Genomic DNA, 22322 nt, shown 5'->3' with positions numbered 1-22322 from the left:
TCAGATCAGGTTGCGCATGGCCTGGGCGGTTTCGCTCAGCACCGACAGCACGCGCGCCACCGCGTCTTCGCTGGATTCGTGACCCATGGGCATGGTCACGCTCAGCGCGCCGGCCACATCGCCGTGCCGGTCGCGCAGCGGCACCGCAATACCGCGGTGATTGAGTTCGAGTTGCTGTTCGGAAATCGCCCAGCCCTGAGCCCGCACGCGTGCCAGCTCGATGCGCATGCGATCCTTGCTGGCGATGGTGTACGAGGTGTAGGCCTTGAGTTCGTGGTTGGCAAGCCAGCTTTCGAGCCATTCAGCCTCGCGCATCGCGAGCATCAGGATGCCGGCGGCCGTCACTTGGGCCTGCACCCGCGAGCCCAGCACATAGCCGGTGTTCATGGCGCGGTTGGCGCCATTGCGCGCGATGTAAACGATGTCGTCGCCGTCCATCACGCTGACATAGGCGCTTTCCTGCGTGCCGGCGGTGACCCGCTGCAAGAACGGCTGGACGATGCGCGGCAGGCGCGCCGACTCCAGGTAAGACTGGCCCAGCCGGAGAACGCGCGGGGTCAGCCAGAACAGCTTTCCGTCGGTGGCGACATAACCCAGATGTTTCAGCGTCAGCAGGTAACGGCGTGCGGCAGTGCGCGTCATGCCGCAGCGAGCCCCGGCCTGGCTGGCGGTCAGGCGCGGATTGGCATCGTCAAACCCCTCAATGATGGAGAGCCCTTTTTCAAGGCCGGCAATCCAGTCGCGCTTGTCGAGCGTGGAGGGGGTGAGCGCAGGCGGGGTAGAGGGTTTCATGCGCTCGAGTATTGTTGTGATGACGCTGTGACAAGACTAGGGAAAACCTTAATTACGATCAATGATCGATTATTAAAGTTCGATAATCGACCAAAATTGAATTTTTACGCTTCTCAGCAAGGCTTGCAGCCACTAAAGTTCGACCAAATTCTTGATTTTTTATCGATTATCGAACGTTTAGGGATTTATCCAGCATGCTTGCCACCATCAACGGTGCTACCGATGTTTATCTAATCCTGGGCGATCCGGTCGAGCAGGTGCGTGCGCCCGAGTCGTTCAACCTGATCTTTGCCACGCTGGGCATCAATGCGGCGCTGGTGCCGGTGCATCTGCCTGCCGCCTCGGTGCAGGCTTTCGTGCGGGCCGCCTTTTCGGCCCGCAACGTCAAGGGCCTGTTCCTGACTATTCCGCATAAATCGCTGGTGATGGACATGCTCGATGAATGCTCCGATCTGGGGCGTCTGGCCGGTGCGGTCAACGCCGTGCGCTGCGATGCGCAGGGTCGGCTGGTGGGCGATCTGTTCGATGGCGAAGGACTGGTTGATTCGCTCAATGGTTTCAATATCGGCTACACGGGCAAGCGTGTGCTGATCCTGGGTGCGGGCGGCGGTGCTGCCGCCATTGCCGCTTCCCTGATCAGTCCGGCTTCCCGGGTATCGAAGGGCGCGGCGGCCGAAGTGGCCCTGTACGACCCGACGCCCGGCAAGGCGAAGATGCTGGCCGAACGGCTGCTATCGGCCGCGCCAGGCAGGGTTGTCAGCGCTGACAGCAACGATCCGGCCGGCTTTGATGTGGTCGTGAATGCTTCACCCCTGGGCCTGTATGCCTCCGACCCCATGCCGTGCGACGTGTCGCGCATGGCGCCGCATGCCGCGCTGGTCGACATCCTGATGAAGAACCAGCCTTCGCCGGTGGTGCTGGCAGCGCGTAGCAGGGGCCTGGTGGCCCACCCGGGCTTCGAGATGATGATCCGGCAGGGCGCGCTCTACCTGGATTTCTTTGGCCTGCATGAGGCGGCGCAGGCCGTGCAGCGGGATGCGGGATTTATCCGGCAGCAGATTTATCCGGCAGTGCTTCGGGGCGAGATTGCCCCTTTTTAACCCCTTGAGAAGGCAACCATGCAAAAACGCTTTGCTCCTGAATCAATTGATAACTATTGGAGACACCCATGAACAAGCCCATCAACCACGAGCCGCACGGCGCCCATCAGACGAAAAAGGCAACCGCCAGCGGCTGGATCGGCTCGGCGCTGGAGTACTACGACTTCTTCATCTACGCCACGGCGGCGGCGCTGATCTTTCCGCAGATATTCTTTCCCAAGGGGGACCCCAAGACCGCCATCGTTGCCTCCCTGGCGACCTACGGCGTCGGCTACGTAGCGCGGCCCATCGGGGCCTTCTTCCTCGGGCACTGGGGCGATACCCACGGCCGCAAGCAGGTGCTGGTACTGTGCATGTTCCTGATGGGCTTCTCGACCGTGGCGGTCGGGCTGCTGCCGACCTACGACCAGGTCGGCCTGCTCGCCCCGGCGCTGCTCGTGCTGCTGCGTCTCATCCAGGGCTTTGCGGTGGCCGGTGAAATCTCGGGCGCCAGTTCGATGATTCTGGAGCATGCACCGTTCGGCCGGCGCGGCTTCTTTGCCAGCTTTACGCTGCAGGGCGTGCAGGCGGGGCAGATCATGGCGGCGGCGGTGTTCCTGCCGCTGGCGCACTACATGCCCACGGAGGCCTTCAATTCCTGGGGCTGGCGCATTCCCTTTCTGCTCAGTTTCATCGTCATTGTGGTGGGATACATCATTCGCCGCGAGGTCGATGAAACACCTGCGTTTGCTGAAGAGGGCGAGCAGCGCGCGGTCCCGAAGGCGCCCGTCATCCAGGCGATCACGAACAGCTGGAGGGACATGCTGCGGGTGATGTGCTGCTCGCTGATGAACGTCATCCCGGTGGTCACGACGATTTTCGGCGCGGCCTACGCGGTGCAGCCGGGTTACGGTATCGGCTTCGAGAAGGACGTCTACCTGTGGATCCCGGTCATGGGCAACATCGTGGCGGTGCTCGTGATCCCCTTCGTTGGCAACCTGTCTGACAGGTTTGGCCGCAAGCCACCGATCATCATCGGTGCCATCGGCTCGGGGCTGCTCTCGTTTGGCTACCTCTACGCCATCAGTATCCACAACGTGCCGCTGGCGATCGTCATGTCGCTGCTGATGTGGGGCGTCGTGTACCAGGGTTACAACGCCATTTTCCCGAGCTTTTACCCCGAAATGTTCCCGACGCGTACCCGGGTCTCGGGGATGGCCATATCCCAGAACCTCGGGACCCTGGTCACCGCGCTGCTGCCGGCGCTGTTCGTCGCCGTGGCGCCGCCCGGCGCGACCAATATCCCGATCATGATCGGCTCGATCACCTTGGGCGTGACGGTCATCGCGGCAATCGCCGCCTGGACTGCCCGCGAAACCTATCGGGTGCACATGAACGACCTCGGTGACCCCAATGCAATTCCGGTGCCCCAACCCGAGTACGACCAAATTCGGGCGCAGGCCATGGCAACTGCAAGAAGCGCCAGGGCCAGTTCATGAGAGCGGCAGGTCTGTGGGCTGTCACCCCGGATCGCCAGGCTGGGTGAAACCCTATTTTGGTTCGATGATCGATTGTTTGAGTTCGTTAATCGACCAAAATTCAATTAATCGGCTTTTAAATAAACCTTGCAAGCCCTAAAGTCCAAGCTGATTTTCCGTTATGAATCGATTATCGAACACTCGTACTCCACCCTCTCACAGGGCGCGATGCACTTTTTTAACCCACCGAGGAGACAAACATGAACAAACGATTCGCTCTTAAATTAATAGCAGCCTGCGCAATAGCAGCAAGCGCAACAGCCGGTTTTGCCCAGGATGTGATCAAGATTGCCAACATTGTCGAGCTGTCCGGCGGCGGCGCCTCGGCCGGCACCAACTTCAAAAATGGCGTGGAACTGGCGGTCAAGGAGATCAACGCCACCGGCGGCATCCTGGGCAAGAAGATCCAGACCACCACGGCCGACACCCAGAGCAACCCCGGCGTGGCCAAGGGCCTGACGCAAAAGGCCATCGACGACGACGTGTTCGCGATTTTTGGCCCGGTGTTCTCCGGCTCCATCATGGTCAGCATGGCCGAGTCGCGCCGCGCCGAGGTGCCCAATTTCACCGGTGGCGAGGCCGCCAGCATCACCGAGCAGGGCAACCCCTACATCTTCCGCACCAGCTTCACGCAGGCCACCGCCATGCCCAAGCTGGCGCGCTACATCAGCGAGCAGGCCAAGCTCAAGAGCATTGCCATCATTTACGTGAACAACGACTTCGGCAAGGGCGGCCTGGACGCGATGAAGAAGGCGCTGGCCAGTTCGCCCACCAAGATCGCCGCCGAAATCTCCACCGAGCCGGGCCAGGTCGACTTCTCGGCCGCCGTGCTGCGCGCCAAGCAGAGCAACGCCGACGGCGTGTTTGCCTATTCCAACGAGGAAGAGTCGGCGCGCATGCTGCGCGAGCTGAAAAAGCAGGGCTGGAACAAACCCATCATTGGCGAAACCACGCTGACCGGCCAGAAGGTCATTGAACTGGCCGGCGAGGCCGCCAACGGCGCCGTGGCGCACGTCGGCCTGACGGTCGATGCACCGCTGCCCGCGATTCGCGCCTTCCGCGCCAAGTTTGAAAAGGAATACAAGTACGTGTCCGACCACAACGGCATGAAGGGCTACTCCGGCATTTACGTGCTGAAGGCCGCCATTGAAAAGGTCGGCAAGCTTGATCGCAAGGCCGTCGCCGCCGCGCTGCACACGCTCAAGGTGAAGGCTGTCGACCAGCCTGGCGTGCTGATGGATGTGTCGTTCGACAGCAAGGGCGATCTGGACCGCGAAAGCTTCCTGGTCGAAGTGAAAAACGGCAAGCAGGAAGTGGTGGCCACGCTGCCACCACTGGGCGCCGGGGCCGCGGCGGCACCGAAGAAATAAACGGCTGGCCGTTTATCCGAAGCTTCGTCATTCCCGCTGTTGCGGGAATGACGAATTCATTAGACGTGCCGTTTCCAGCAAGCTCTTTCCCAGCTAGGCATCGCCATGACAGATTTTCTTCAACTCTTTTTCTCGGGCCTGGCCACCGGCAGCATTTATGCGCTGGCGGCACTCGGCTTTACCCTGCTGTGGCAGGCCTCGGGCACCATCAACTTCGCCCAGGGTGAATTTGTCATGCTGCCGGCCTTCATGCTGCTGGGCTTCATGTCGCTGGGCGCGCCCCTGCTGGTGAGCTTTGTGCTGACGGTGCTGCTGGCGGTGCTGCTGCTGGGTTGGCTCTTCAAGCGCGGCGTGGTTGACCCCCTGTTCAAGTACGGCATGATGCCCATCGTCGTGGCCACCATCGGCCTGTCGATTGCGCTGCGCAACGGCGTGCGCGCCGGCTACAGTGCCGAAGCCCATCCCTTTCCCAGCCTGTTTGCCGACAAGCTGTTCAATATCGCCGGCGTCACCGTGACGCTGCAGGATCTGGGCACCTTTGCCCTGGCCATGGTCATCGTGCTGGCAACCCAGGCTTTTCTGGCCAAAACCGTCACCGGCCGGGCCATGCAGGCCGTGGCGCAGAACACCGAAAGCGCTTCGGTGCTCGGCATCAACGTGCCGCGCATGATTTTCTACACCTTTGCCATCAACGCGGTGCTGGCGGTGGCGGCGGCGCTGCTGGTCACGCCGACCTACCTGGCCAAGTTCGACATGGGGGAGGGCCTGGGCACCAAGGCTTTCTTCGCCGCCATCATCGGCGGCTTCAACAACTCGCGCGGCGCCCTGCTGGGCGGGCTGATTGTCGGCGTCTGCGAAAACCTTGCCGCCGCCTACATCTCGCCGGCCTACAAGGACGCGGTGGCACTGGTGATTTTCATGGTCGTGATCCTGTTCAAGCCGCAAGGCCTGCTCGGCAAGAAAGAGGAGCGCAAGGTATGAAGCTCTTGAACCACAAATTTGCAACGCTAGCCACGGTGCTGGGCGCCTTGCTGGTGCTGGTCGCGCCGCAGTACCTCAAAAACTACGGCATCTACCTGCTGACCTACTGGCTGATCTTCATCATCGCCACCATGGGCCTGAACCTGACCATCGGCTACGCCGGCCAGAAGTCGCTGGGCCATGCGGCCTTCTTCGGCATAGGCGCCTACACCGTCGCCATCTTGATGAAGGCCGGTTTCAGTTTCTGGCTTGGTTTGCCGGCCGCGGCGCTGATCTGTTTTGTCGTTGGGCTGATCCTCGGTTTCCCGGCGCTGCGGGTGCAGGCGATTTACCTGGCCTTTGCCACGCTCGGCTTCAACACCGCCATCTGGCTGGTGATGCGCAACGAAGAGTGGCTGACCGGCGGCACCTTCGGCATCAACAACATTGCGCGGCCCGTGCTATTTGGCTACTCGCTCGAAGGCAACCGGCCCTACTACTACTTTGTGCTCGCCGTGACGCTGATTCTCGCGGGTCTGCTGTGGGGACTGCTGCGCTCGCCCTGGGGCAAGGCCTTCAAGGCGCTGCGCGACAACCCGATCCGGGCCGAAAGCCTGGGCGTGGACATCCGCAACTACACGCTGCTGAGCTTTGCCATTGGCGCGGTGTATGCCGGCATTGCCGGTGCGCTGTTTGCGTCGCTGGTGCAGTTCATCGAGCCGGCACCGTTTGCGGTGGGTGCGTCCATCATGATGTATTTGATGGTGGTGGTCGGCGGCGCCGGCTACTTTCTGGGTCCCATCGTCGGGGCGGCCGTGGGCGTGGTGCTGCCCGAATGGATGCGCGACGTGCCCGGCGTGGCCAATTGGTATCTGCCGCTGTTCGGCGCCGCCGTGGTGGTGCTGATGGTCTGGCTGCCCGACGGCCTGCTGAGCATTCCGGACCGCATCCGCGACCGGCGCGCGGCGCGCGAAGCCTCGCTGGCGCGTGCCGCCGCTGCCCGCAAGATTGGAGTTGCAGCATGACGCAGTCATTGTTGAAGGTGACCGACCTGAAGAAGGCCTACGGCGCCATCCAGGCCGTGGGCGGGGTGTCGTTTGAAGTCATGCCGGGCGAGATTTTTGGCGTGATCGGCCCCAATGGCTCCGGCAAGACCACCATGTTCAACAGCGTGCTCGGGCAGATCAGCCCCGACGCCGGCGCGATTGAACTCAATGGCAAGAACATCACCGGACTGTCGCCGCTGGAGCTGAGCCGGCGCGGCGTCGGCCGCACCTTCCAGACGCTGCAGGTGTTTGGCAAGATGACGGTGCGCGACAACCTGATCGTGGCCGCGCAGGAGCATAAGGGCAGCATGCTCAGCCGCATGTTTGCGCCGGGCGATTCGGGCCTCGGCGAGAAGGCCGACGCGCTGATTGACCAGTTCCGCATTCGCCATGTGGCCGACAAGCTGGCCGGCACGCTCAGCTACGGCCAGCAAAAGCTGGTCGACATTGCCATGGCCTTCATGGCCGAGCCGGATCTGGTGCTGCTCGACGAGCCTTGCGCCGGCGTCAACCCGAGCCTGGTGGGCGGCATATCGACCCTGCTGAAAGACCTGAACCGCAATCCGAAGTTTGGCAAGAAGGCCTCCTTCGTGGTGATCGAGCACAACATGGATTTTGTGATGGATTTGTGCCACCGCATCATGGTGATGGTGGAGGGGCGGGTGCTGGCGATTGGCACGCCGGCCGAGATTCGGGGTAACAAAGAGGTGCTGGACGCGTATTTAGGAAACTAGCCCCCTGTCTCGGCTCACTTCGTGTAGCCGGAATCCCCCTCAGGGGGACAACCGCTGCGGCCCGGCAAAGCCGGTTCCGCGCCGTTACTGGTAGGGACGTTGTTCGAAATGGATGGAGTTTTTAGATGACCAGTGATATTTGTATTGAGTTTGACGATGTAGTGGCCGGTTACAAGGACTTCATGATCCTGAACAACCTGTCGTTCAAGGTCAGGCGCGGCTCCATCACCTTGCTGCTGGGCCCCAACGGTGCGGGCAAATCGACGGTGCTGAAAACCCTGTTTGGCTTGCTCAAGCCGCGCCAGGGCCGCATCCTGCTGGACGGCGAGGATATTTCCGGCGCCAGCCAGAAGGAACTGCTGGCCAAGGGCATTGCCTTTGTGCCGCAGGGCCGCAACCTGTTTGGCCAGCTCACCGTGTTTCAAAACCTGGAACTCGGCGGCATCACGCTGGGCACCAAAACCACGCACGAGCGCATTCCCGAAGTGCTGGAGTTTTTTCCGCGCGTCAAGGAGCGGCTGCACTCGCAGGCCTCGGCGCTGTCGGGCGGCGAGCAAAAGCAGCTTGAAGTCGGCCGCGCCCTGCTGCTGCGGCCCAAGGTGCTGCTGATTGACGAGCCCTCGATTGGCCTGTCACCGATGGTGGTGCAGGACGTGTTCAGGCTGCTGCAAAAGCTGGCCGCGCAGGGCACCACGGTGTTGATGGTGGAGCAGAACGTCAAGAGCGCGCTCAAGATGGCGGGCGACGCGATTGCGCTTGAATCCGGCCAGCTGGTGCTGCACAAACCGGCGTCCGAACTACTCGCAGACCCGAATATCGAGCGGCTGTTTCTGGGCGGCGGGCATGTGCCTGGCGCCGCGTCCACACCCTCGGCCAGCCTGCCGATCTGAATTGAACCGAACCGGAGAACCGCATGAGCACCCACGCCCCCACCAGCCCGACCGATCGTGAATCGATTCTTGAGGCGGTGAACCCGCTCGGACTCGATGGCATTGAATTTATCGAGTACACCACCTCCAAGCCGCAGGCGCTGGGCCAGGTGCTGGAGATGATGGGTTTCCGCCCGATTGCCCGGCACCGCTCGCGCGAAGTGCTGCTATACCGGCAGGGCGGTCTCAATGTGATTGTCAACGCCCACATTCCAACGCTGCCCGATGGCGCGATGCCGACCGACAAACCGGTGATTGCGGCCATTGCCCTGCGCGTGCGCGATGCCGCCGCGGCCTACCGTCGTGCGCTGGAGCGCGGCGCCTGGGCCGTGCCGCCACGGGTGGAAGTCATGGAGCTCAACATCCCGGCGATTCATGGCGTGGGCAAGAGCCGCCTGTATTTTGTGGACCGCTATGACAAGTTCTCGATTTACGACGTGGACTTTGTGCCGATTCCAACCGTTGACCAGAACCCGCCCGCGGTTGCCGGGCTGCATTTTTTTGGCGTGGTGCAATACATCGGCAACGACCGCACCGAGGACTGGGCCGAGTTTTACCGCGAGCTGTTCGGCTTTACCGATCTGCCCGACGAGCAGCGCTTTGGTATCTTGCCCAAGGGCCGAATCTTGAGCAGCCCTTGCCCGCCCGCTTCGCGTTTTTACATCCAGTTGATCGAGCCCGAAGCCACCGTGCTGAATGTGGAGGACGATGAAGGCCTGCAACGCATCGGCCTGGGCAGCGCCGATGTGCTGGCCACCGTGGCCGAGCTGGCCAAACGCGGCGTCGAGTTTGTCGAGTCGCGCGGCGTGCACACCGAAGACCGCGGTGCCCTGACCAAAACCTGGCTCGGCAGCGTGAGCTTTGAGCTGGTTCACAACCAGCGCAGCGTAACCCCCGCGGCGGTCTAGGGGCCATCATGAACCACTCCAGAGGTAACATCGCTGATTTCGGGATGGACACCATCTCGCTGGCCGGCCCGCTTGAAGCCAAGCTCAAGGCCGTGCGCGAAGCCGGCTTTACCCAGATCATGCTGGCCGCCCGGGACCTGGTGGGCCACCCCGACGGCCTGGACGCCGCCGTGGCGGCCGTGCGGGCCAGCGGCCTGCGCGTCACCGGCTTTCAGGTGCTGCGCGATTTTGAAGGACTGACCGGGCACCTGCACGAGTACAAGATGGACATTGCCAAGTCCATGCTGGAAATGTGCTCGCTGCTCGATTGCCATTTGCTGCTGATGTGTTCGTCGACCTCGGTGCACGCCACCGGCGACACCCAGGCGCTGGTGCGCGACCTGCGCAAGCTGGCCATGCTGGCGATCCCGATGAACATCAAGATTGCCTACGAGGCCCTGTCCTGGGGCCGCACGGTCAACGAGTTTCCGCAGGCCTGGGACATCGTGTGCCAGGCCGACATGCCCAATCTCGGTCTGGGTTTTGATTCCTTTCACATGTTTGCCACCAACACCCCGCTCGAAGAGCTGGACATGCTGGACCCGGACAAGGTGTTTCTGGTGCAGCTGGCCGACTTCATGTGGACCGAGATCAAGTCGGTCGAGGAGCGCATCACCACGGCGCGGCATTTCAGGGTGTTTCCCGGCGAAGGCGTGCACAGCGAAGCGCTGGCCGCGCTGGTGACCAAGCTGCACAGCCTGGGCTACCGCGGCGACTACAGCTTTGAAGTGTTCAACGACGACTACCAGCAAATGCCCTTGCCGACCGTGGCCCAGCGTGCCTGGCGCTCGGCGCTGTGGCTCGGCGAGGATGTGCTGCGGCGCTCGGTGCCATTACCTAACCAGATACGTCTGAAGAAATGAAGCCCCCACGCTTTTCACTTCGTGTAATGCGCTGCCCCCCGAGGGGGCGCATTTTTCCTTGGGGCGGCCCGGCGGAAAAACAATCGCCTTAGATTTTTAAAAAAGAACCCACCGCATGAGCAGTATTTTTGAGGGGTTTCTGTCGACTTCGGAAATTCTGGAGGCCTTCAGCGAGCGCCATTTCCTGGACGCCATGCTGCGCTTCGAGGCCTCGCTGGCCCGCGCGCAGGCCGGCGTCGGGCTGATCCCGGAAGTCGCCGCCCAGTCCATCATTGGCACCTGCAAGGTCGAGCTGTTTGACGTGGCCAAGATAGTGCGCGAAAGCGGGCGGGCCGGCAGCATCGCGATTCCGCTGGTCAAGAGCCTGAAGGAAACGGTTGGCCTTTTCAACCCGGCTGCCGCCGGCTTTGTGCACTTTGGCAGCACCTCCCAGGACGTGATTGACACTGCAATGGCGCTGGTCACGCGCGATGCGCTGTGCCTGATCGAGGCCGACCTGCACAAGGCGGTAGCGGCCTTGCTGGCACTGGCCGAGCGCCACGCCGGCGACCCGGTGCTGGCGCGCACCCTGATGCAGCCGGCGTCGGTCACCAGCTTCGGCCTCAAATGCGCCGGCTGGGCCATGCCACTGGTGCGCAGCCTGCAGCGCCTGCAGCCCAGCGCGCACAACGCGCTCAGCGTGCAGCTGGGCGGTGCGGTGGGCACGCTGGCGCAAATGCAGGGCAAAGGCCCGGAGGTCATCGCGCGCATGGCGGCCGACCTGAACCTCAGGGCCAGCACGGTCTGGCACACCCAGCGCGATGAATGGGTGGCGCTGGGCTGCGAGCTGGGCCTGCTGGTGGGCAGCCTCGGCAAGATCGCCAAGGACATTTCGCTGATGGGCCAGTACGAAGTGAGCGAACTGGCCGAGCCGACCGAGGCCGGGCGCGGCGGCTCATCGGCCATGCCGCACAAGCGCAATCCGGTGGCCTGCATGGTGGCGCTGGCAGCCGCGCAGCGGGCGCCGCAACGGGTGGCCGCCTTGCTGGCCGCCATGCCGCAGGAACACGAGCGCGCCCTGGGCAACTGGCAGGCCGAACTGGCCGAGTGGCCGGGGCTGCTGATGTCGGCGCACGGCTCTGCCCGGGCCATGGCGCAGGCGCTGCCTGGCCTGCAGGTCGATAGCCGGCGCATGGCGGCCAACCTGGAGGCCTTGCGCGCCGTGCTGCCGGCAGAGGCCGCCGACGAGTGGTTCGACCCCGCGCTGGCCCGCCATGCGGCCGAGCTGACCCATGCGCAGGTCGCGCTGGCGCGCGATGCCCTGACGGCGCTGGCGGCACTGACCCGGCAATAACCCCATTTAAGAAAGCAATGCCATGAGCAGCAGCAATTCCATGAGTGATTACGACAAGGGCATGGTCAACCGGCGCCGGGTGCTGGGCGATGCCTGGGTCGACAAATCCACCGCCAGCAGCAACGCCTTCAACGCGGAGTTCCAGAACCTGATCACGCGCTATGCCTGGAACGAGGTCTGGGGCCGCCCGGCCTTTGGCGACAAGACGCGGCGCCTGATGGTGCTGTCGACCATGATTGCGCTGAAGGCGTATGAAGAGTTTGCCCTGCATGTGCGCGCCGGTCTCGACGGCCCGGCCGAGTCGCGGCTGACGCCCGATGACATCAAGGAAGTCATTTTGCAGGCGGCCATTTACTGCGGCGTGCCGGCGGCCAACCACGCGTTTTCGGTGGCGGGCGACATTCTGCGTGAAAAAGGCCTGATCGCCGCCAAGGTCTGAGGCCCGAATTACCGGCCCCGTCCCATGCTGACCCGCATTTATTCCACCATTTTTTTGCAGTACTTCTTTGGCGCCTTCTGGTACTCCAGCGCCTGAGTCCGTTTTTCTTTCCGCCATCTGTTTTTTTAACAAACCTGGAGAAATGAAATGGACTTTGCCCTCAATGACGAGCAAAAAATGATGATCGCGACCGTGCGTCGCTTCATCGCCGAGGAACTGCAACCGCTGGAAGACGAGGTCGAGCAGCAAGGCTTTCTGGCGGCCGACAAGGCGAAAGCGATTCACGAAAAAGCCAAGGCGCTGGGCCTTTACGCGATGAATATCCCCGAGCAGTTTGGCGGGGCCGGCCTGAGCGCGGTGGACACCATGCTGATGGAAGAGCAGTTTGGCCACACCACCGACATCCTGATCCGCCGCGCCTTTGGCAATGTGTACGAGGTGCTGCTGGCGGCCCAGGGGCCGCAGATTGAGCGCTGGCTGCGGCCCACGGTGCGCGGTGAGCGGGTCTGCTCCATCGCCATCACCGAGGCCGGCGCCGGCTCCGACGCCGCGGGCATCAGCACCCGCGCCGTCAAGACCGCCGAGGGCTGGCGCCTGTCGGGCAGCAAGCATTTCATCAGCGACGGCGAGGTGTCCGATTTTTTTGTGGTGTCGGCGCTGACCGGCGCTGACGGCGACAAAAAGCAGATATCGCTGTTTCTGGTGGACAAGGGCTTGCCCGGTTTTACGCTCGGCAAGGACCAGAAAATGATGGGCCTGCGCGGCACCAGCCACCTTGAATTGTGGTTTGACAACGTGCCGCTCGAGCCCGTAGCCCTGCTGGGCACTGAGGGCAAGGGCCTGCAGCAGGCGCTGGGCGTGCTGGGCCGGGTGCGGCTGGCGCAGGTGGGCGCGCGCGCGGTGGGCAAGGCCAGCCATGTGCTGCAGCTGATGGTCGACTATGCGTCCCAGCGCAAGCAGTTTGGCCAGCCGATTGCCGACTTTCAACTGGTGCAGCAGATGCTGGCCGACAGCGTGATCGAGATCAATTCCGCGCGCCTGATGGTGCTGCATGCGGCCTGGATGATTGACCAGGGGCTGGACGCCCGTGACTGGATTTCCATGGTCAAGGTGCAGGCGGCCGAAACGCTGGGCCGGGTCACCGACCGCGCGGTGCAGGTGTTTGGCGGCATGGGGTTTTGCAAGGAGCTGCCGATTGAGCGCTACTACCGCGATGCCCGCATTTACCGGATTTTTGACGGCACCTCGGAAATTCACCGCACCGTGATTGCGCGCAGCGTGGTCAGGCGCGGCGGTGCGCTGTTTGATGTGAACGCATGAATGACTTGAGGGACAACGCCATGAAGACACCTGAGCTGCATTGGGTCAAGGAAGGCCAGGGCCCGGTCGTGGTGCTGAGCCATGCGCTCGGCTGCGACCTCGGCATGTGGGACGGCGTGGCCGCGCTGCTGAAGAGCCGCTACACCGTGCTGCGCTATGACCAGCGCGGCCATGGCCGGTCGGAGGCGCCGCCAGGGCCTTACACCATGGCCATGCTGGCTGACGATGCGGCCCGGCTGATCCGCACCGAGGCGGCCGGCCCGGTGCACCTTGTCGGCCTGAGCATGGGCGGCATGATGGCCCAGGCGCTGGCGGCGATGCACCCTCAGCTGCTGAAGAGCCTGGTGATTGCCAACTCGGCCAGCTGGTACGACGAGGCGGCTCGCGCCCTGTGGCAGGCCCGGGTGCACACGGTGTTGCAGCAGGGCCTGCCTGCGATTGCCGACGGCGCCATGCAGCGCTGGTTTACCCCGGAGTTTCGGGCCGATGCAGCCGGCGGTGGCGCACAGCGCGTGGCTGCCCTGCGCCAGCAGCTTGAAAAAACCGACGCCGCGGCCTATGCCGCCAGCTGCGAAGCCGTGGCCGGCATCGACTTTCGCAGCAGCAACCGCCGCATTGTTTGCCCCACGCTGGTGATTGCCGGAACGCGCGACGAGGCCACGCCGGTCGCGATGTCCGAGGCGATTTGCCGCAGCATCAGCGGCGCGCAGTTGCAGACGCTGGCCGCCGCCCACCTCAGCGCGGTGGAGCAACCCGCCGCCTTTGCCGCGCTGCTGAAGGCATTTTTTGAAAGCGTGAGCCAGGCATGACTTCCCCCGCTCCTCCCATCGTGCAACTGGCCGTGGCTGGGGCCGGCCTGATCGGCAAGCGCCACATCGAGCTGATCCAGGCCAACCCGCGCACGCGGCTGTGCGCCGTGGTCGATCCGACCCCGGCATCGGCGGCCTTTGCCGCCAGCCTGGGCGTGGCGCACTTTGCCAGCCTCGAAGAGCTGTTGGCGCAGCCGGCCGCCATGAAACCCGATGGCGTGATTCTGGCCACGCCCAATCATCTGCATGTGCCGGGCGCGCTGGTTTGTGCGCAGCATGGCGTGCCGGCCCTCATTGAAAAGCCGGTGGCCGACTCGCTGGCGGCGGGCCGGCAACTGGCCGATGCGCTGGCGATGAACCCGGTGCCCTTGCTGGTGGGCCATCACCGGCGCCACAGCAGCACCCTGCGGCTGGCCCGGCGCGCCATCCAGTCCGGTCAGCTGGGCCGCGTCGTTACGGTCATGGGCAGTGCGCAGTTCTACAAGCCCGACAGCTATTTTGAGCAGGGCGCCTGGCGCAAGGAGGCCGGCGGCGGCCCGATTCTGATCAACCTGATCCACGAGATGGACAACCTGCGCTTTCTGTGCGGCGAGGTCGAGGCGGTGCACGCTACCGCGTCCAGCGCCGTGCGGCAGTTTGCGGTCGAAGACACGGCGGTGATGACGCTGAAGTTTGCCAGCGGCGCGCTAGGCACCTTTACCCTGTCAGACACCGTGGCCGCGCCGCGCAGCTGGGAGCAGACCTCGGGCGAAAACCAGGACTACCCGCGTTACGCAACGGAAGACTGCTATTTCATCGCCGGCACGCAAGGCTCCATCGCCGTGCCGACGCTGCGCACCTGGACTTACGGGCAGGGCGGCCAGGAGGCGGGCTGGTGGACGCCGTTCATCGAGAACACGCTGGTTTCTGCGACGGGGGTGGAAACCGTGGACCCGCTGGCGGCGCAACTCGATCATTTCTGCGATGTCATCGCGGGCCAGGCCGAGCCCATCATCACGGTGGCCGATGCGCTGCAGAGCCTGCGCACGGTTGAAGCGGTACGGCGCTCGATTGCCACCGGCCAGACCGTGGCGCTCGCAGCGTTGGTGTGATGCCGTATGCTGGCGCATGGCCACGCCCCCCAAATTTCCCCTCGATGAGCGCGAAGTAGAGTTCAGCGCCATCCGGGCCCAGGGTGCGGGCGGGCAAAACGTCAACAAGGTGTCTAGCGCCATCCACCTGCGCTTTGACATCGTCGCCTCGTCGCTGCCCGACGTGATCAAGCAGCGCCTGCTGGCCCTGAACGACAGCCGCATCACGCAGGAAGGCGTGCTGGTGCTGAAGGCGCAGCAGCACCGCACCCAGGAGATGAACCGCGGCGACGCGCTGGCGCGGCTGCAGGAAGTCATTGACAGCGTGTCAGCGCCGCCCAAACCCCGGCGCGCCACCAAGCCAACCTACGGCTCGAAACAGCGGCGGCTTGAAGGCAAAAGCCAGCGCTCGGAGATCAAGAATCTGCGTGGCAAGGTCAATGACTGAGCCGGGGCGGCCTGGCAAGGCTTTTTTAGCGAATTTCCAGGTGTTTTAGGCCTCTAGCCCATACGCATAGCTCATGAGTAGCTATGAAAATAATAGCAATCCGGGATGGCCGGAATTATTTCTCAATCGCCAGCAACTCGACCTCAAAGGTCAGCGTGGCGTTGGGCGGCACCACGCCACCGGCGCCGCGTTCGCCATAAGCGGTGGCAGGCGGGCAGGTCAGCGTCGCCTTGCCGCCGACCTTGATTTTCTGCATGCCCTCGGTCCAGCACGGCACCACGCGATTGAGCGGAAAGCTCGCCGGCGTGCCGCGCTTGTAGGAGCTGTCAAATTCCTTGCCATCGGCCAGCGTGCCGCGGTAATGCACCTTGACCGTGTCGGAGGCCTTGGGCTGCGCGCCCGTGCCGTCCACGCTGTGCACAATTTTCACGCCTGACGAAAGCGTCTCGGCAGGCGCCGCAGCGAAAGCGCTGCAGGCCAGGCCCAGGACGGCAGCCAGGGTGGTGCTCAGGGCGACAAGGGTTTTGGTGTTTTTCATGGTGATGAAGGTCAGGCAGGGTGGAAGGGACAAGACGTTGGGCGCCAGCGAATCGGCCGGCGACGCTGGATTATCTCTGTCTGGCCAGACTCGCTGTAACTGAAAGCTTCCGTGCCCCCATCCGTTCTCACCCTCCCGCATGCACGGCCGGGGAGAAGGCGCTGGGCCGCGCCTTTCGGCGGTCGGATTCGCCAGGCCCTGGCTTCTGCCCGTGCTTTGGCGGATGAATGGTGCTATCAAATATGTAGCTTGATGGGCACGTCCTGATTGGGCTTGAGGCCAATATGACTGGTTTTTTATTGATTGGCGTCCGCGCCGCGGCAAAAACAGGCCGCCGATGTTGCCCGCCCCGTCATGATGTGTTCTATTACATGGAGTGCGTTGACATCACGACGACTCAGGACTCGAAGCCTGACCAGCCCCGCCGGCCATTTTTCAAGGAGAAGCCATGAAACCGCAGGTTCATCATCGTTCGCAGCCGCGCCAAGACACGCTTGCCACCCTTGAAGTGGCCGGTCAGGAGGCCGTATGAGCTCCGGAAAAATACTGGTCGCCCAGGGTGGCGGCCCGACGGCGGTGATCAACCAGTCGCTGGTGGGGGTGGCGCTGGAGGCGCGGCGCTTTGGCCAGGTCACGCGCATCTACGGCGCGCGCCACGGCGTGCGCGGCATCGTCAATGAAGATTTTGTCGACCTGACGCAGGAGACCAGCCACAACCTGGAGCTGGTGGCCAACACGCCGTCTTCGGCGCTGGGCTCGACGCGCGACAAGCCCGACATGCGCTACTGCCAGGAAATCTTCAAGGTCTTGCAGGCGCACGAGATCGAGCATTTCTTTTACATCGGCGGCAACGACTCGTCGGACACGGTGCGCATCGTGAGCCTGGAGGCGCAAAAAGCCGGCTACCCGCTGCGCTGCATTCACATCCCCAAGACGATTGACAACGACCTGGTGGGCAACGACCACACACCGGGCTTTCCGTCGGCCGCACGCTTTGTGGCGCAGGCCTTTGCCGGCGCCAACCTGGACAATGCGGCCCTGCCCGGTGTCTATGTGGGGGTGGTGATGGGCCGCCATGCCGGGTTTTTGACGGCGGCCTCGGCCCTGGGCAAGAAGTTTCCCGATGACGGCCCGCACCTGATCTACCTGCCCGAACGCACCTTTGTGCTGGAGCAGTTTCTGGCCGACGTGAAGGCTGCCTACGAGCGTTATGACCGCTGCGTGATTGCCGTCTCCGAAGGCATCCACGATGCGTCAGGCGCGCCTATCGCCAGCCTGCTGGCCAAAGAGCTGGAGCACGATGCCCACGGCAACGTGCAGCTCTCGGGCAACGGCGCGCTGGCCGACCTGCTGTGCGAGGAGATCAAGTCCAAGCTGGGCATCAAGCGGGTGCGCGGCGACACCTTTGGCTACCTGCAGCGCTCCTTCATCGGCTGCGTCTCCGACGTCGATCAGCGCGAAGCGCGCGAGGTCGGCGAGAAGGCAGTGCAGTTTGCGATGTGGGGTTCGCAAGACGGATCGGTCGCCATCAAGCGCACCGGCTTTTATTCGGTTGACTACGATCTGCTGCCGCTGGACGCCGTGGCCGGCAAGACGCGGGTGATGGAGGACGGATTCATTGCGCCCGGCGGCACCGACGTGACCGATGCCTTCCGGATGTACCTGCGTCCGCTGCTGGGCTCCGGCATGCCCGACGCGTTCAGGCTGCGCCACCATCCGGTGGCCAAGGTGCTGCAGGGCGGCCGCTGAGGTTGACAGCAGCGCGGCCAAACCCGCCGGTCAACGCGTCCCGTTTGAGTGTTTGCAGTGCAGCTGTCTCGCCAATAAGGCCGGCACAGTCGGCTACCGGGCCCAGGGTGGGGGCGAGGGTCGCTAGTTCTCGAACAGGCTCCCGACGTTCAAAATCTCGTAAGCAATTTCAGGCCGCTGCTCCAAACTGCGCTTGATTGCTGCCGGGATGGCCTGGCGCGTCTTTCGGCACAGGCCGGGCTGCTCATGCACCAGGATCGTGATTCCGCGAAGGCTGCGGACTACGTTGGGGCTGGTGCTGATGCTCAGCCGGATGCCGACCTGCTGTTCCATCCGCTCTTCCATACGCCGCAGATCGCTGAGGCTGCTTAAGTTTTCCAGCCGGTGCAACAGGCGCTTCTCATCCTCGCGGGTCAGGCGTAACACGCGCAGGTCGCCACCAGGGCTCTCCAGCAGCGCATCGCGCCCGCAGTTGCAGGCGCCGGGCGGGCATTCGGTGCGTATAGGGAAGGGGGGCAGAGTAGTAGTCATGCGGATTGCCATCCTTTGTCTCGGGCTGAGATGGCAGTTTGAGCGATCATAGTCAGACTTGGGTACCCCATCCGCTGAAAGCTTTTTGACTTTGCCTCTGTCGGGTAAAGCTCTCAGCCCACCGACTACGCGGCCTTTCTGAGCTGTGCCCGGCAGTCGGTCATGCCTCTAAATTGAATGTCGGCTTCTGTTTTTAGCCGAATTTGATGAGGCTGGTCACGCATGGCCGCTTCTACGCCTTTTGCAGGCATAGGCGAGGCACAAAAATTCGGACCTGTCCGTGCTTTATGGTTCAGGTCACGGTAGTTCGACAGCTCAAAACGCAAATCCCTAACCTCACGCGCCACCAGGCTTACTTCGCCGCCGCGCGGGCGGCTTCGGCCTTGCGTTTGGCTTCGTCGGCCTTGCGTTGCAGCTCCTGGGCTTCTTTCTCGGCTTCCTTGGCCTTGGTTTCCTTGTCGGAAGAGAGGCCGCCGGCCAGCGCGTTGCCTGCCATGGATCCGGCCACGGCACCCACGGCAACTGCACCCATGGTGCCCATCAAGCCAGGGCCTCGGGCGGCGGGTGCCGCGGCGGCGGCAGGAGCTGCGGTGGCTGCTGTAGGGGCCTTAGGTGCGGTTGGTGCAGCAGGGGCGGCCGGGGCATTGCCAATGCGGGCGGGGGAAATGGAATTGCCTCCACTGCCCATGACCTCCTGCGCCACCGGCTCAACAGTGACCGGCAACATGGTCGCCAAGGCCGCCGCTGTCCCTGGCTCGCGCCGAGGCAGCCATTTGCGGATCACGTTGGCGTTGATGCCGTGGCTCAGCGCAATGGCGGAAACTGAGGCCCCGGGCACCAGGCACTGTGAAACGATCTCTTGCTTGAACTGCTGCGCGTAGGTGCGCCTGCTTCTGTTGGCTTGAGGTGCCGCTCTTGGCACGCTAATTTTGGCGTCCGCTATTTTCATGGTGGACGCCATCTTTACGTCACCCGTTCAACTCCACAAGGCGGTACTGCTCGGACGCTTACCTTGGGGCGACACAAAATGTGAATTCTGTGGAGCCCCACGGGCACTCTTCGAGAGAGGTTCAGAGATTGAGAATTACGCCTATGCGTTTATCCACGCTGAGAACGTGAAGACGCGATTGGGGGACATATTTGGAGGTGTTATGCAATTCGATGTGATCATTGGGAATCCCCCTTGCCAGATGAAAGGGGGCGCTGGCGGCACCAGCGATTCATCCATTTATCACCTGTTCGTTAAGCAGGCTCGGGAACCAACTGCCTTATCGAGCACCGAAAAATGTTCCGGCTGAACCAGCTTTTCCCAACTCCATTGCAGCGCATTTTCCAGTTTGAAGTCGTCAGTCCGACTCAAGAGCCAAACGCCCTCCAAGGAGGCCAGAAGCAGCCAAGATGCTTGAAGCCGAAGTGCGTAGGAGCGTCCTTGCAAAAAGGTTTCAAACAATTGCTTTTGTGTCCCGATACGATACTTTGCTTCCACCACAATGCTGGCTCGCTCCTCACCTTTAACGCCCCGGTAACCGATCAAATAGTCGGGATACACCTTTTCGCCACGGCCCATGCGAACGCGCACTTGCCGCTGCCAATGACTGTCAACGTCATAGCCCAGTTTTTTCAACAGCAGAGGCTCTATGAGTTGCAACTCTACTTGGCGTTCGTCAAGAATCTCGGTGTCGGAGGGGAGCACAGGCAAAGCAGGGACATAAATTTGGGCAAGGCTACTGAGGTTGTTTCCTGTGCGTTCAAGCTCGTCCAACAATGCGGCGTAGTCGACTGGCCGGAAGTATTTGTCGGCACAGCCCTGAAAATGCGCGCGAACCATGGGGCTTTCAGCCAGTACGGGGTTGTTCTTTAAGTCTTTGATTTTGAGGTGACTCACGAGAACAGGATGGCCTATACGAACCATGGAGTACCAGTAGGCGAACGGGTCGCCGTATCCATCTTCGACGATGCGCCAGATGGAATGCAGGTACGCGCGAGGGCTGGAGCACCACATCACTGCAATATCACCCCGGCGCGCATCGCGATTACCGCGCCAATTGCATTCTGTGCCGTCTATTGCGCTATCCAGAAAATCAAAATCGGCGGTTGTGCCCACACCCGCCATCATGAACCAGACCCGTTGCGGTTCCGGCAAATCCTTGTCCTGCTCAACCGCCAGGTAACGCGGCGCAAACACATACAAAAAGGCATTCAGTTCCCGAGGGGACAACTGATTTCGCTGACGAAACTCCTGCAACGCGCTGTTGACACCCAAGTAGTAAAGCGCACGTTCCTTCTTTTGCAGTGGCCCTGGTACTTCTGGCAGGACGATTCCAAACGTACGGCATATTTCAGCAAACAGGGAGAAGCGGCCCTCGAAGTAGTAGGGGACAAAATCATTTGGTTTCAGCCAGTGCAGTGTAGTGGAAATGGCGCCAACGGCGCTCGCAACATTTTGAGCATCGTCCTCTTCATCGCCGCCAAAAAAAGCGTGACACTGTTTTCCATGGTGCTGATCTTCCTCCCAAGTTTGGGAGGCCCCAACGTCCTCCAGCAGATCGCGAAACTGTTGTTCAAATGCCGATGGCTCGTCGAGTTCATCGAACCAATTGGAAAGTATCTCGCGCAAGTCAATGTGCCCACCATGCTCCCATTGCGCGTCAGGGTGGTCGATCATTTCGAGGTGTACAGGAATTTTGGCGTTGGTTTGTCGCCGCCATCCTTCTCCGCCTGCGCTACGACCGATGCGTGCAAATCGGAGAAACGCGGTGTTGATAGCGGTCTTGCACGATGGGGACGCGCAGAAAAGTTGCCAGACAAATGGATTGAATGCCATAGGTATTCCGAGTAACGGGTGACTAAAAGCGCGCGTCGCGGCTAAGCAGTGATCTTGCCCCTGTTGTCTGCACTCCATAGGCTGCCCATTATGCGGACTTCCTGTCTTGCTGCTGGGCCGCGATCCAGCGTTGCTCGAACGTCATCGGGCTGACATAGCCCAGCGTCGAGTGCAATCTCTTGTGGTTGTAGAACGCCCGCCAGTCCATCACTTCGTCCATGGCTTGGCGTCGTGTGGCGAATCTGCGCCCGTACAGCCTGCCGACCTTCAACCGCCCCCACACCCAGCAGTCAGCTCTCAGTCTTGACCTGCCCCTTGATGCACACGCTCAGATGAGCGGAGTTGGCCGATTCCCGAAGTTGAGCGCGCTTGCTGCACCATTGGCGCCTTGAACGGCGCCCCGCGCTTGCGCAGCAAACCGCAGGCCAGTCTTATGCTGCACACTCAGGTGAACTACACCGTTGAAAGCATAGCCATGGTTGCCGACCTTGCCCACTCCTGGTTGATCTGCAGCGCGCCTGTGGCGGCTGCACAGGCCGCCGGCCGCCCGCTCGTGGCGCTGGAATCAACCATCATCGCCCACGGCATGCCCTACCCGGAGAACGTTCGCACTGCGCGCGAAGTGGAGGCCCTGATCCGCGATCTGGGGGCCGAGCCCGCGACCATCGCGCTGATCGGCGGGCGCATCCGCATTGGCCTGTCGGATGACGAGCTGGAGCTGCTCGGCCGCTCGGGCCAGGCACACAAGGTCAGCCGCCGCGACCTGCCGGTCGTGCTGGCCGGCGGCGGACTCGGCGCCACCACGGTGGCCGGCACGATGATCTGTGCCGCACTGGCCGGCATTGAGGTCTTCGTCACCGGCGGCATTGGCGGCGTGCACCGCGGCGCGCAGGAGACCTTTGACATCTCGGCGGACCTGCAGGAACTGGCGAAAACCTCGGTGGCGGTGGTGTGTGCCGGTGCCAAGTCGATCCTGGACATAGCGCTCACCCTGGAATACCTG

At 62.5% G+C, this 22322-nt stretch carries 23 protein-coding genes and 1 pseudogene; 18 read left to right on the top strand and 6 right to left on the bottom strand.

Translation table 11 applies throughout. The annotated features are described in order from the left end of the window. Window positions 1–792, bottom strand: a complete 792-nt coding sequence (locus RMO23_RS03340; protein WP_309678681.1) for an IclR family transcriptional regulator C-terminal domain-containing protein — start codon at window positions 790–792, stop codon at window positions 1–3. Between the two features lie 194 nt (window positions 793–986). Between RMO23_RS03340 and RMO23_RS03335 the strand changes: the two genes are divergently transcribed. The 15 genes from RMO23_RS03335 (at window position 987) to arfB (ending at window position 15677) form a co-directional block, all read left to right on the top strand. Then, a complete protein-coding gene (locus RMO23_RS03335) occupies window positions 987–1892 on the top strand; it encodes a shikimate dehydrogenase (RefSeq protein WP_309678680.1) in 906 nt (301 codons plus the stop codon). Window positions 1893–1960: 68 nt separating this feature from the next. Then, window positions 1961–3370 carry an MFS transporter gene (locus RMO23_RS03330; protein ID WP_309678679.1) on the top strand — a complete coding sequence of 470 codons (1410 nt, stop codon included), beginning with the start codon at window positions 1961–1963 and terminating at the stop codon, window positions 3368–3370. Window positions 3371–3609: 239 nt separating this feature from the next. Then, complete coding sequence (locus RMO23_RS03325) at window positions 3610–4779, top strand: ABC transporter substrate-binding protein (RefSeq protein ID WP_309678678.1); 1170 nt, start codon at window positions 3610–3612, stop codon at window positions 4777–4779. 105 nt (window positions 4780–4884) lie between these two features. Beyond that, window positions 4885–5760, top strand: a complete 876-nt coding sequence (locus RMO23_RS03320; RefSeq protein ID WP_309678677.1) for a branched-chain amino acid ABC transporter permease — start codon at window positions 4885–4887, stop codon at window positions 5758–5760. After that, window positions 5757–6764, top strand: a complete 1008-nt coding sequence (locus RMO23_RS03315; RefSeq protein WP_309678676.1) for a branched-chain amino acid ABC transporter permease — start codon at window positions 5757–5759, stop codon at window positions 6762–6764. The genes RMO23_RS03320 and RMO23_RS03315 overlap by 4 nt, the downstream gene beginning before the upstream one ends. Then, window positions 6761–7519 (top strand): ABC transporter ATP-binding protein, encoded by a 759-nt coding sequence (locus RMO23_RS03310; protein WP_309678675.1) that lies wholly within the window; start codon window positions 6761–6763, stop codon window positions 7517–7519. The genes RMO23_RS03315 and RMO23_RS03310 overlap by 4 nt, the downstream gene beginning before the upstream one ends. A 125-nt stretch (window positions 7520–7644) precedes the next feature. After that, window positions 7645–8409: an ABC transporter ATP-binding protein gene (locus RMO23_RS03305; RefSeq protein WP_309678674.1), complete on the top strand. Its 765-nt coding sequence runs from the start codon at window positions 7645–7647 to the stop codon at window positions 8407–8409. Window positions 8410–8432: 23 nt separating this feature from the next. Next, a complete protein-coding gene (locus tag RMO23_RS03300; protein WP_309678673.1) occupies window positions 8433–9356 on the top strand; it encodes a VOC family protein in 924 nt (307 codons plus the stop codon). 8 nt (window positions 9357–9364) lie between these two features. Continuing rightward, window positions 9365–10258, top strand: a complete 894-nt coding sequence (locus RMO23_RS03295) for a sugar phosphate isomerase/epimerase family protein (protein WP_309678672.1) — start codon at window positions 9365–9367, stop codon at window positions 10256–10258. A gap of 115 nt (window positions 10259–10373) precedes the next feature. Next, window positions 10374–11591 carry a 3-carboxy-cis,cis-muconate cycloisomerase gene (gene pcaB, locus RMO23_RS03290; RefSeq protein ID WP_309678671.1) on the top strand — a complete coding sequence of 406 codons (1218 nt, stop codon included), beginning with the start codon at window positions 10374–10376 and terminating at the stop codon, window positions 11589–11591. A gap of 22 nt (window positions 11592–11613) precedes the next feature. Beyond that, the gene (locus RMO23_RS03285; protein WP_309678670.1) at window positions 11614–12030 is read left to right on the top strand and encodes a carboxymuconolactone decarboxylase family protein; all 417 of its coding nucleotides are present in this window, start codon (window positions 11614–11616) and stop codon (window positions 12028–12030) included. Between the two features lie 147 nt (window positions 12031–12177). Further along, entirely contained in the window at window positions 12178–13350 is a 1173-nt protein-coding gene (locus tag RMO23_RS03280) for an acyl-CoA dehydrogenase family protein (RefSeq protein ID WP_309678669.1), read from the top strand. 20 nt (window positions 13351–13370) lie between these two features. Then, the gene (locus RMO23_RS03275; RefSeq protein WP_309678668.1) at window positions 13371–14159 is read left to right on the top strand and encodes an alpha/beta fold hydrolase; all 789 of its coding nucleotides are present in this window, start codon (window positions 13371–13373) and stop codon (window positions 14157–14159) included. Beyond that, window positions 14156–15250 (top strand): Gfo/Idh/MocA family oxidoreductase, encoded by a 1095-nt coding sequence (locus RMO23_RS03270; protein WP_309678667.1) that lies wholly within the window; start codon window positions 14156–14158, stop codon window positions 15248–15250. Before RMO23_RS03275 ends, RMO23_RS03270 begins: the two co-directional genes overlap by 4 nt. Window positions 15251–15266: 16 nt before the next feature. Continuing rightward, window positions 15267–15677 carry an alternative ribosome rescue aminoacyl-tRNA hydrolase ArfB gene (gene arfB, locus RMO23_RS03265; RefSeq protein WP_309678666.1) on the top strand — a complete coding sequence of 137 codons (411 nt, stop codon included), beginning with the start codon at window positions 15267–15269 and terminating at the stop codon, window positions 15675–15677. Between the two features lie 115 nt (window positions 15678–15792). Here arfB and RMO23_RS03260 read toward each other — a convergent pair whose 3' ends face one another. Then, the gene (locus RMO23_RS03260; protein WP_309678665.1) at window positions 15793–16215 is read right to left on the bottom strand and encodes an FKBP-type peptidyl-prolyl cis-trans isomerase; all 423 of its coding nucleotides are present in this window, start codon (window positions 16213–16215) and stop codon (window positions 15793–15795) included. Between the two features lie 528 nt (window positions 16216–16743). On the opposite strand from RMO23_RS03260, the gene RMO23_RS03255 reads away from it, so the two are divergent. Then, complete coding sequence (locus RMO23_RS03255) at window positions 16744–17964, top strand: 6-phosphofructokinase (protein ID WP_309678664.1); 1221 nt, start codon at window positions 16744–16746, stop codon at window positions 17962–17964. Window positions 17965–18087: 123 nt separating this feature from the next. On the opposite strand, the gene RMO23_RS03250 is transcribed toward RMO23_RS03255, so the two are convergent. Together RMO23_RS03250 and RMO23_RS03245 are read right to left on the bottom strand one after the other, a co-directional pair. Then, entirely contained in the window at window positions 18088–18495 is a 408-nt protein-coding gene (locus RMO23_RS03250) for a hypothetical protein (protein WP_309678663.1), read from the bottom strand. A 352-nt stretch (window positions 18496–18847) separates the two neighbouring features. Then, the gene (locus RMO23_RS03245) at window positions 18848–19444 is read right to left on the bottom strand and encodes a transposase (RefSeq protein ID WP_309678662.1); all 597 of its coding nucleotides are present in this window, start codon (window positions 19442–19444) and stop codon (window positions 18848–18850) included. Between RMO23_RS03245 and RMO23_RS19660 the strand changes: the two genes are divergently transcribed. After that, a complete protein-coding gene (locus tag RMO23_RS19660) occupies window positions 19443–19793 on the top strand; it encodes an Eco57I restriction-modification methylase domain-containing protein (protein ID WP_405041559.1) in 351 nt (116 codons plus the stop codon). The two genes, RMO23_RS03245 and RMO23_RS19660, sit on opposite strands and share 2 nt — an antisense overlap. On the opposite strand, the gene RMO23_RS03240 is transcribed toward RMO23_RS19660, so the two are convergent. Both RMO23_RS03240 and RMO23_RS03235 read right to left on the bottom strand, forming a co-directional pair. Then, on the bottom strand, window positions 19727–21319 hold the full coding sequence (locus tag RMO23_RS03240) for a hypothetical protein (RefSeq protein WP_309678661.1): 1593 nt from the start codon (window positions 21317–21319) through the stop codon (window positions 19727–19729). The genes RMO23_RS19660 and RMO23_RS03240 overlap by 67 nt on opposite strands. An 88-nt stretch (window positions 21320–21407) precedes the next feature. Continuing rightward, window positions 21408–21647 (bottom strand): annotated as a pseudogene (locus RMO23_RS03235) (IS3 family transposase); the annotation flags it as partial. A 147-nt stretch (window positions 21648–21794) separates the two neighbouring features. Here RMO23_RS03235 and RMO23_RS03230 point away from each other — a divergent pair. Continuing rightward, the coding region (locus RMO23_RS03230; protein ID WP_309678682.1) for a pseudouridine-5'-phosphate glycosidase at window positions 21795–22322 on the top strand (528 nt) is incomplete at its 3' end.

The sequence above is a fragment of the Polaromonas sp. genome, assembly GCF_031411155.1.
Taxonomy (GTDB): domain Bacteria; phylum Pseudomonadota; class Gammaproteobacteria; order Burkholderiales; family Burkholderiaceae_C; genus Polaromonas.
Note: the sequence above shows the minus strand (reverse complement) of the source record. Positions and strands in the feature narration are given on the sequence as shown.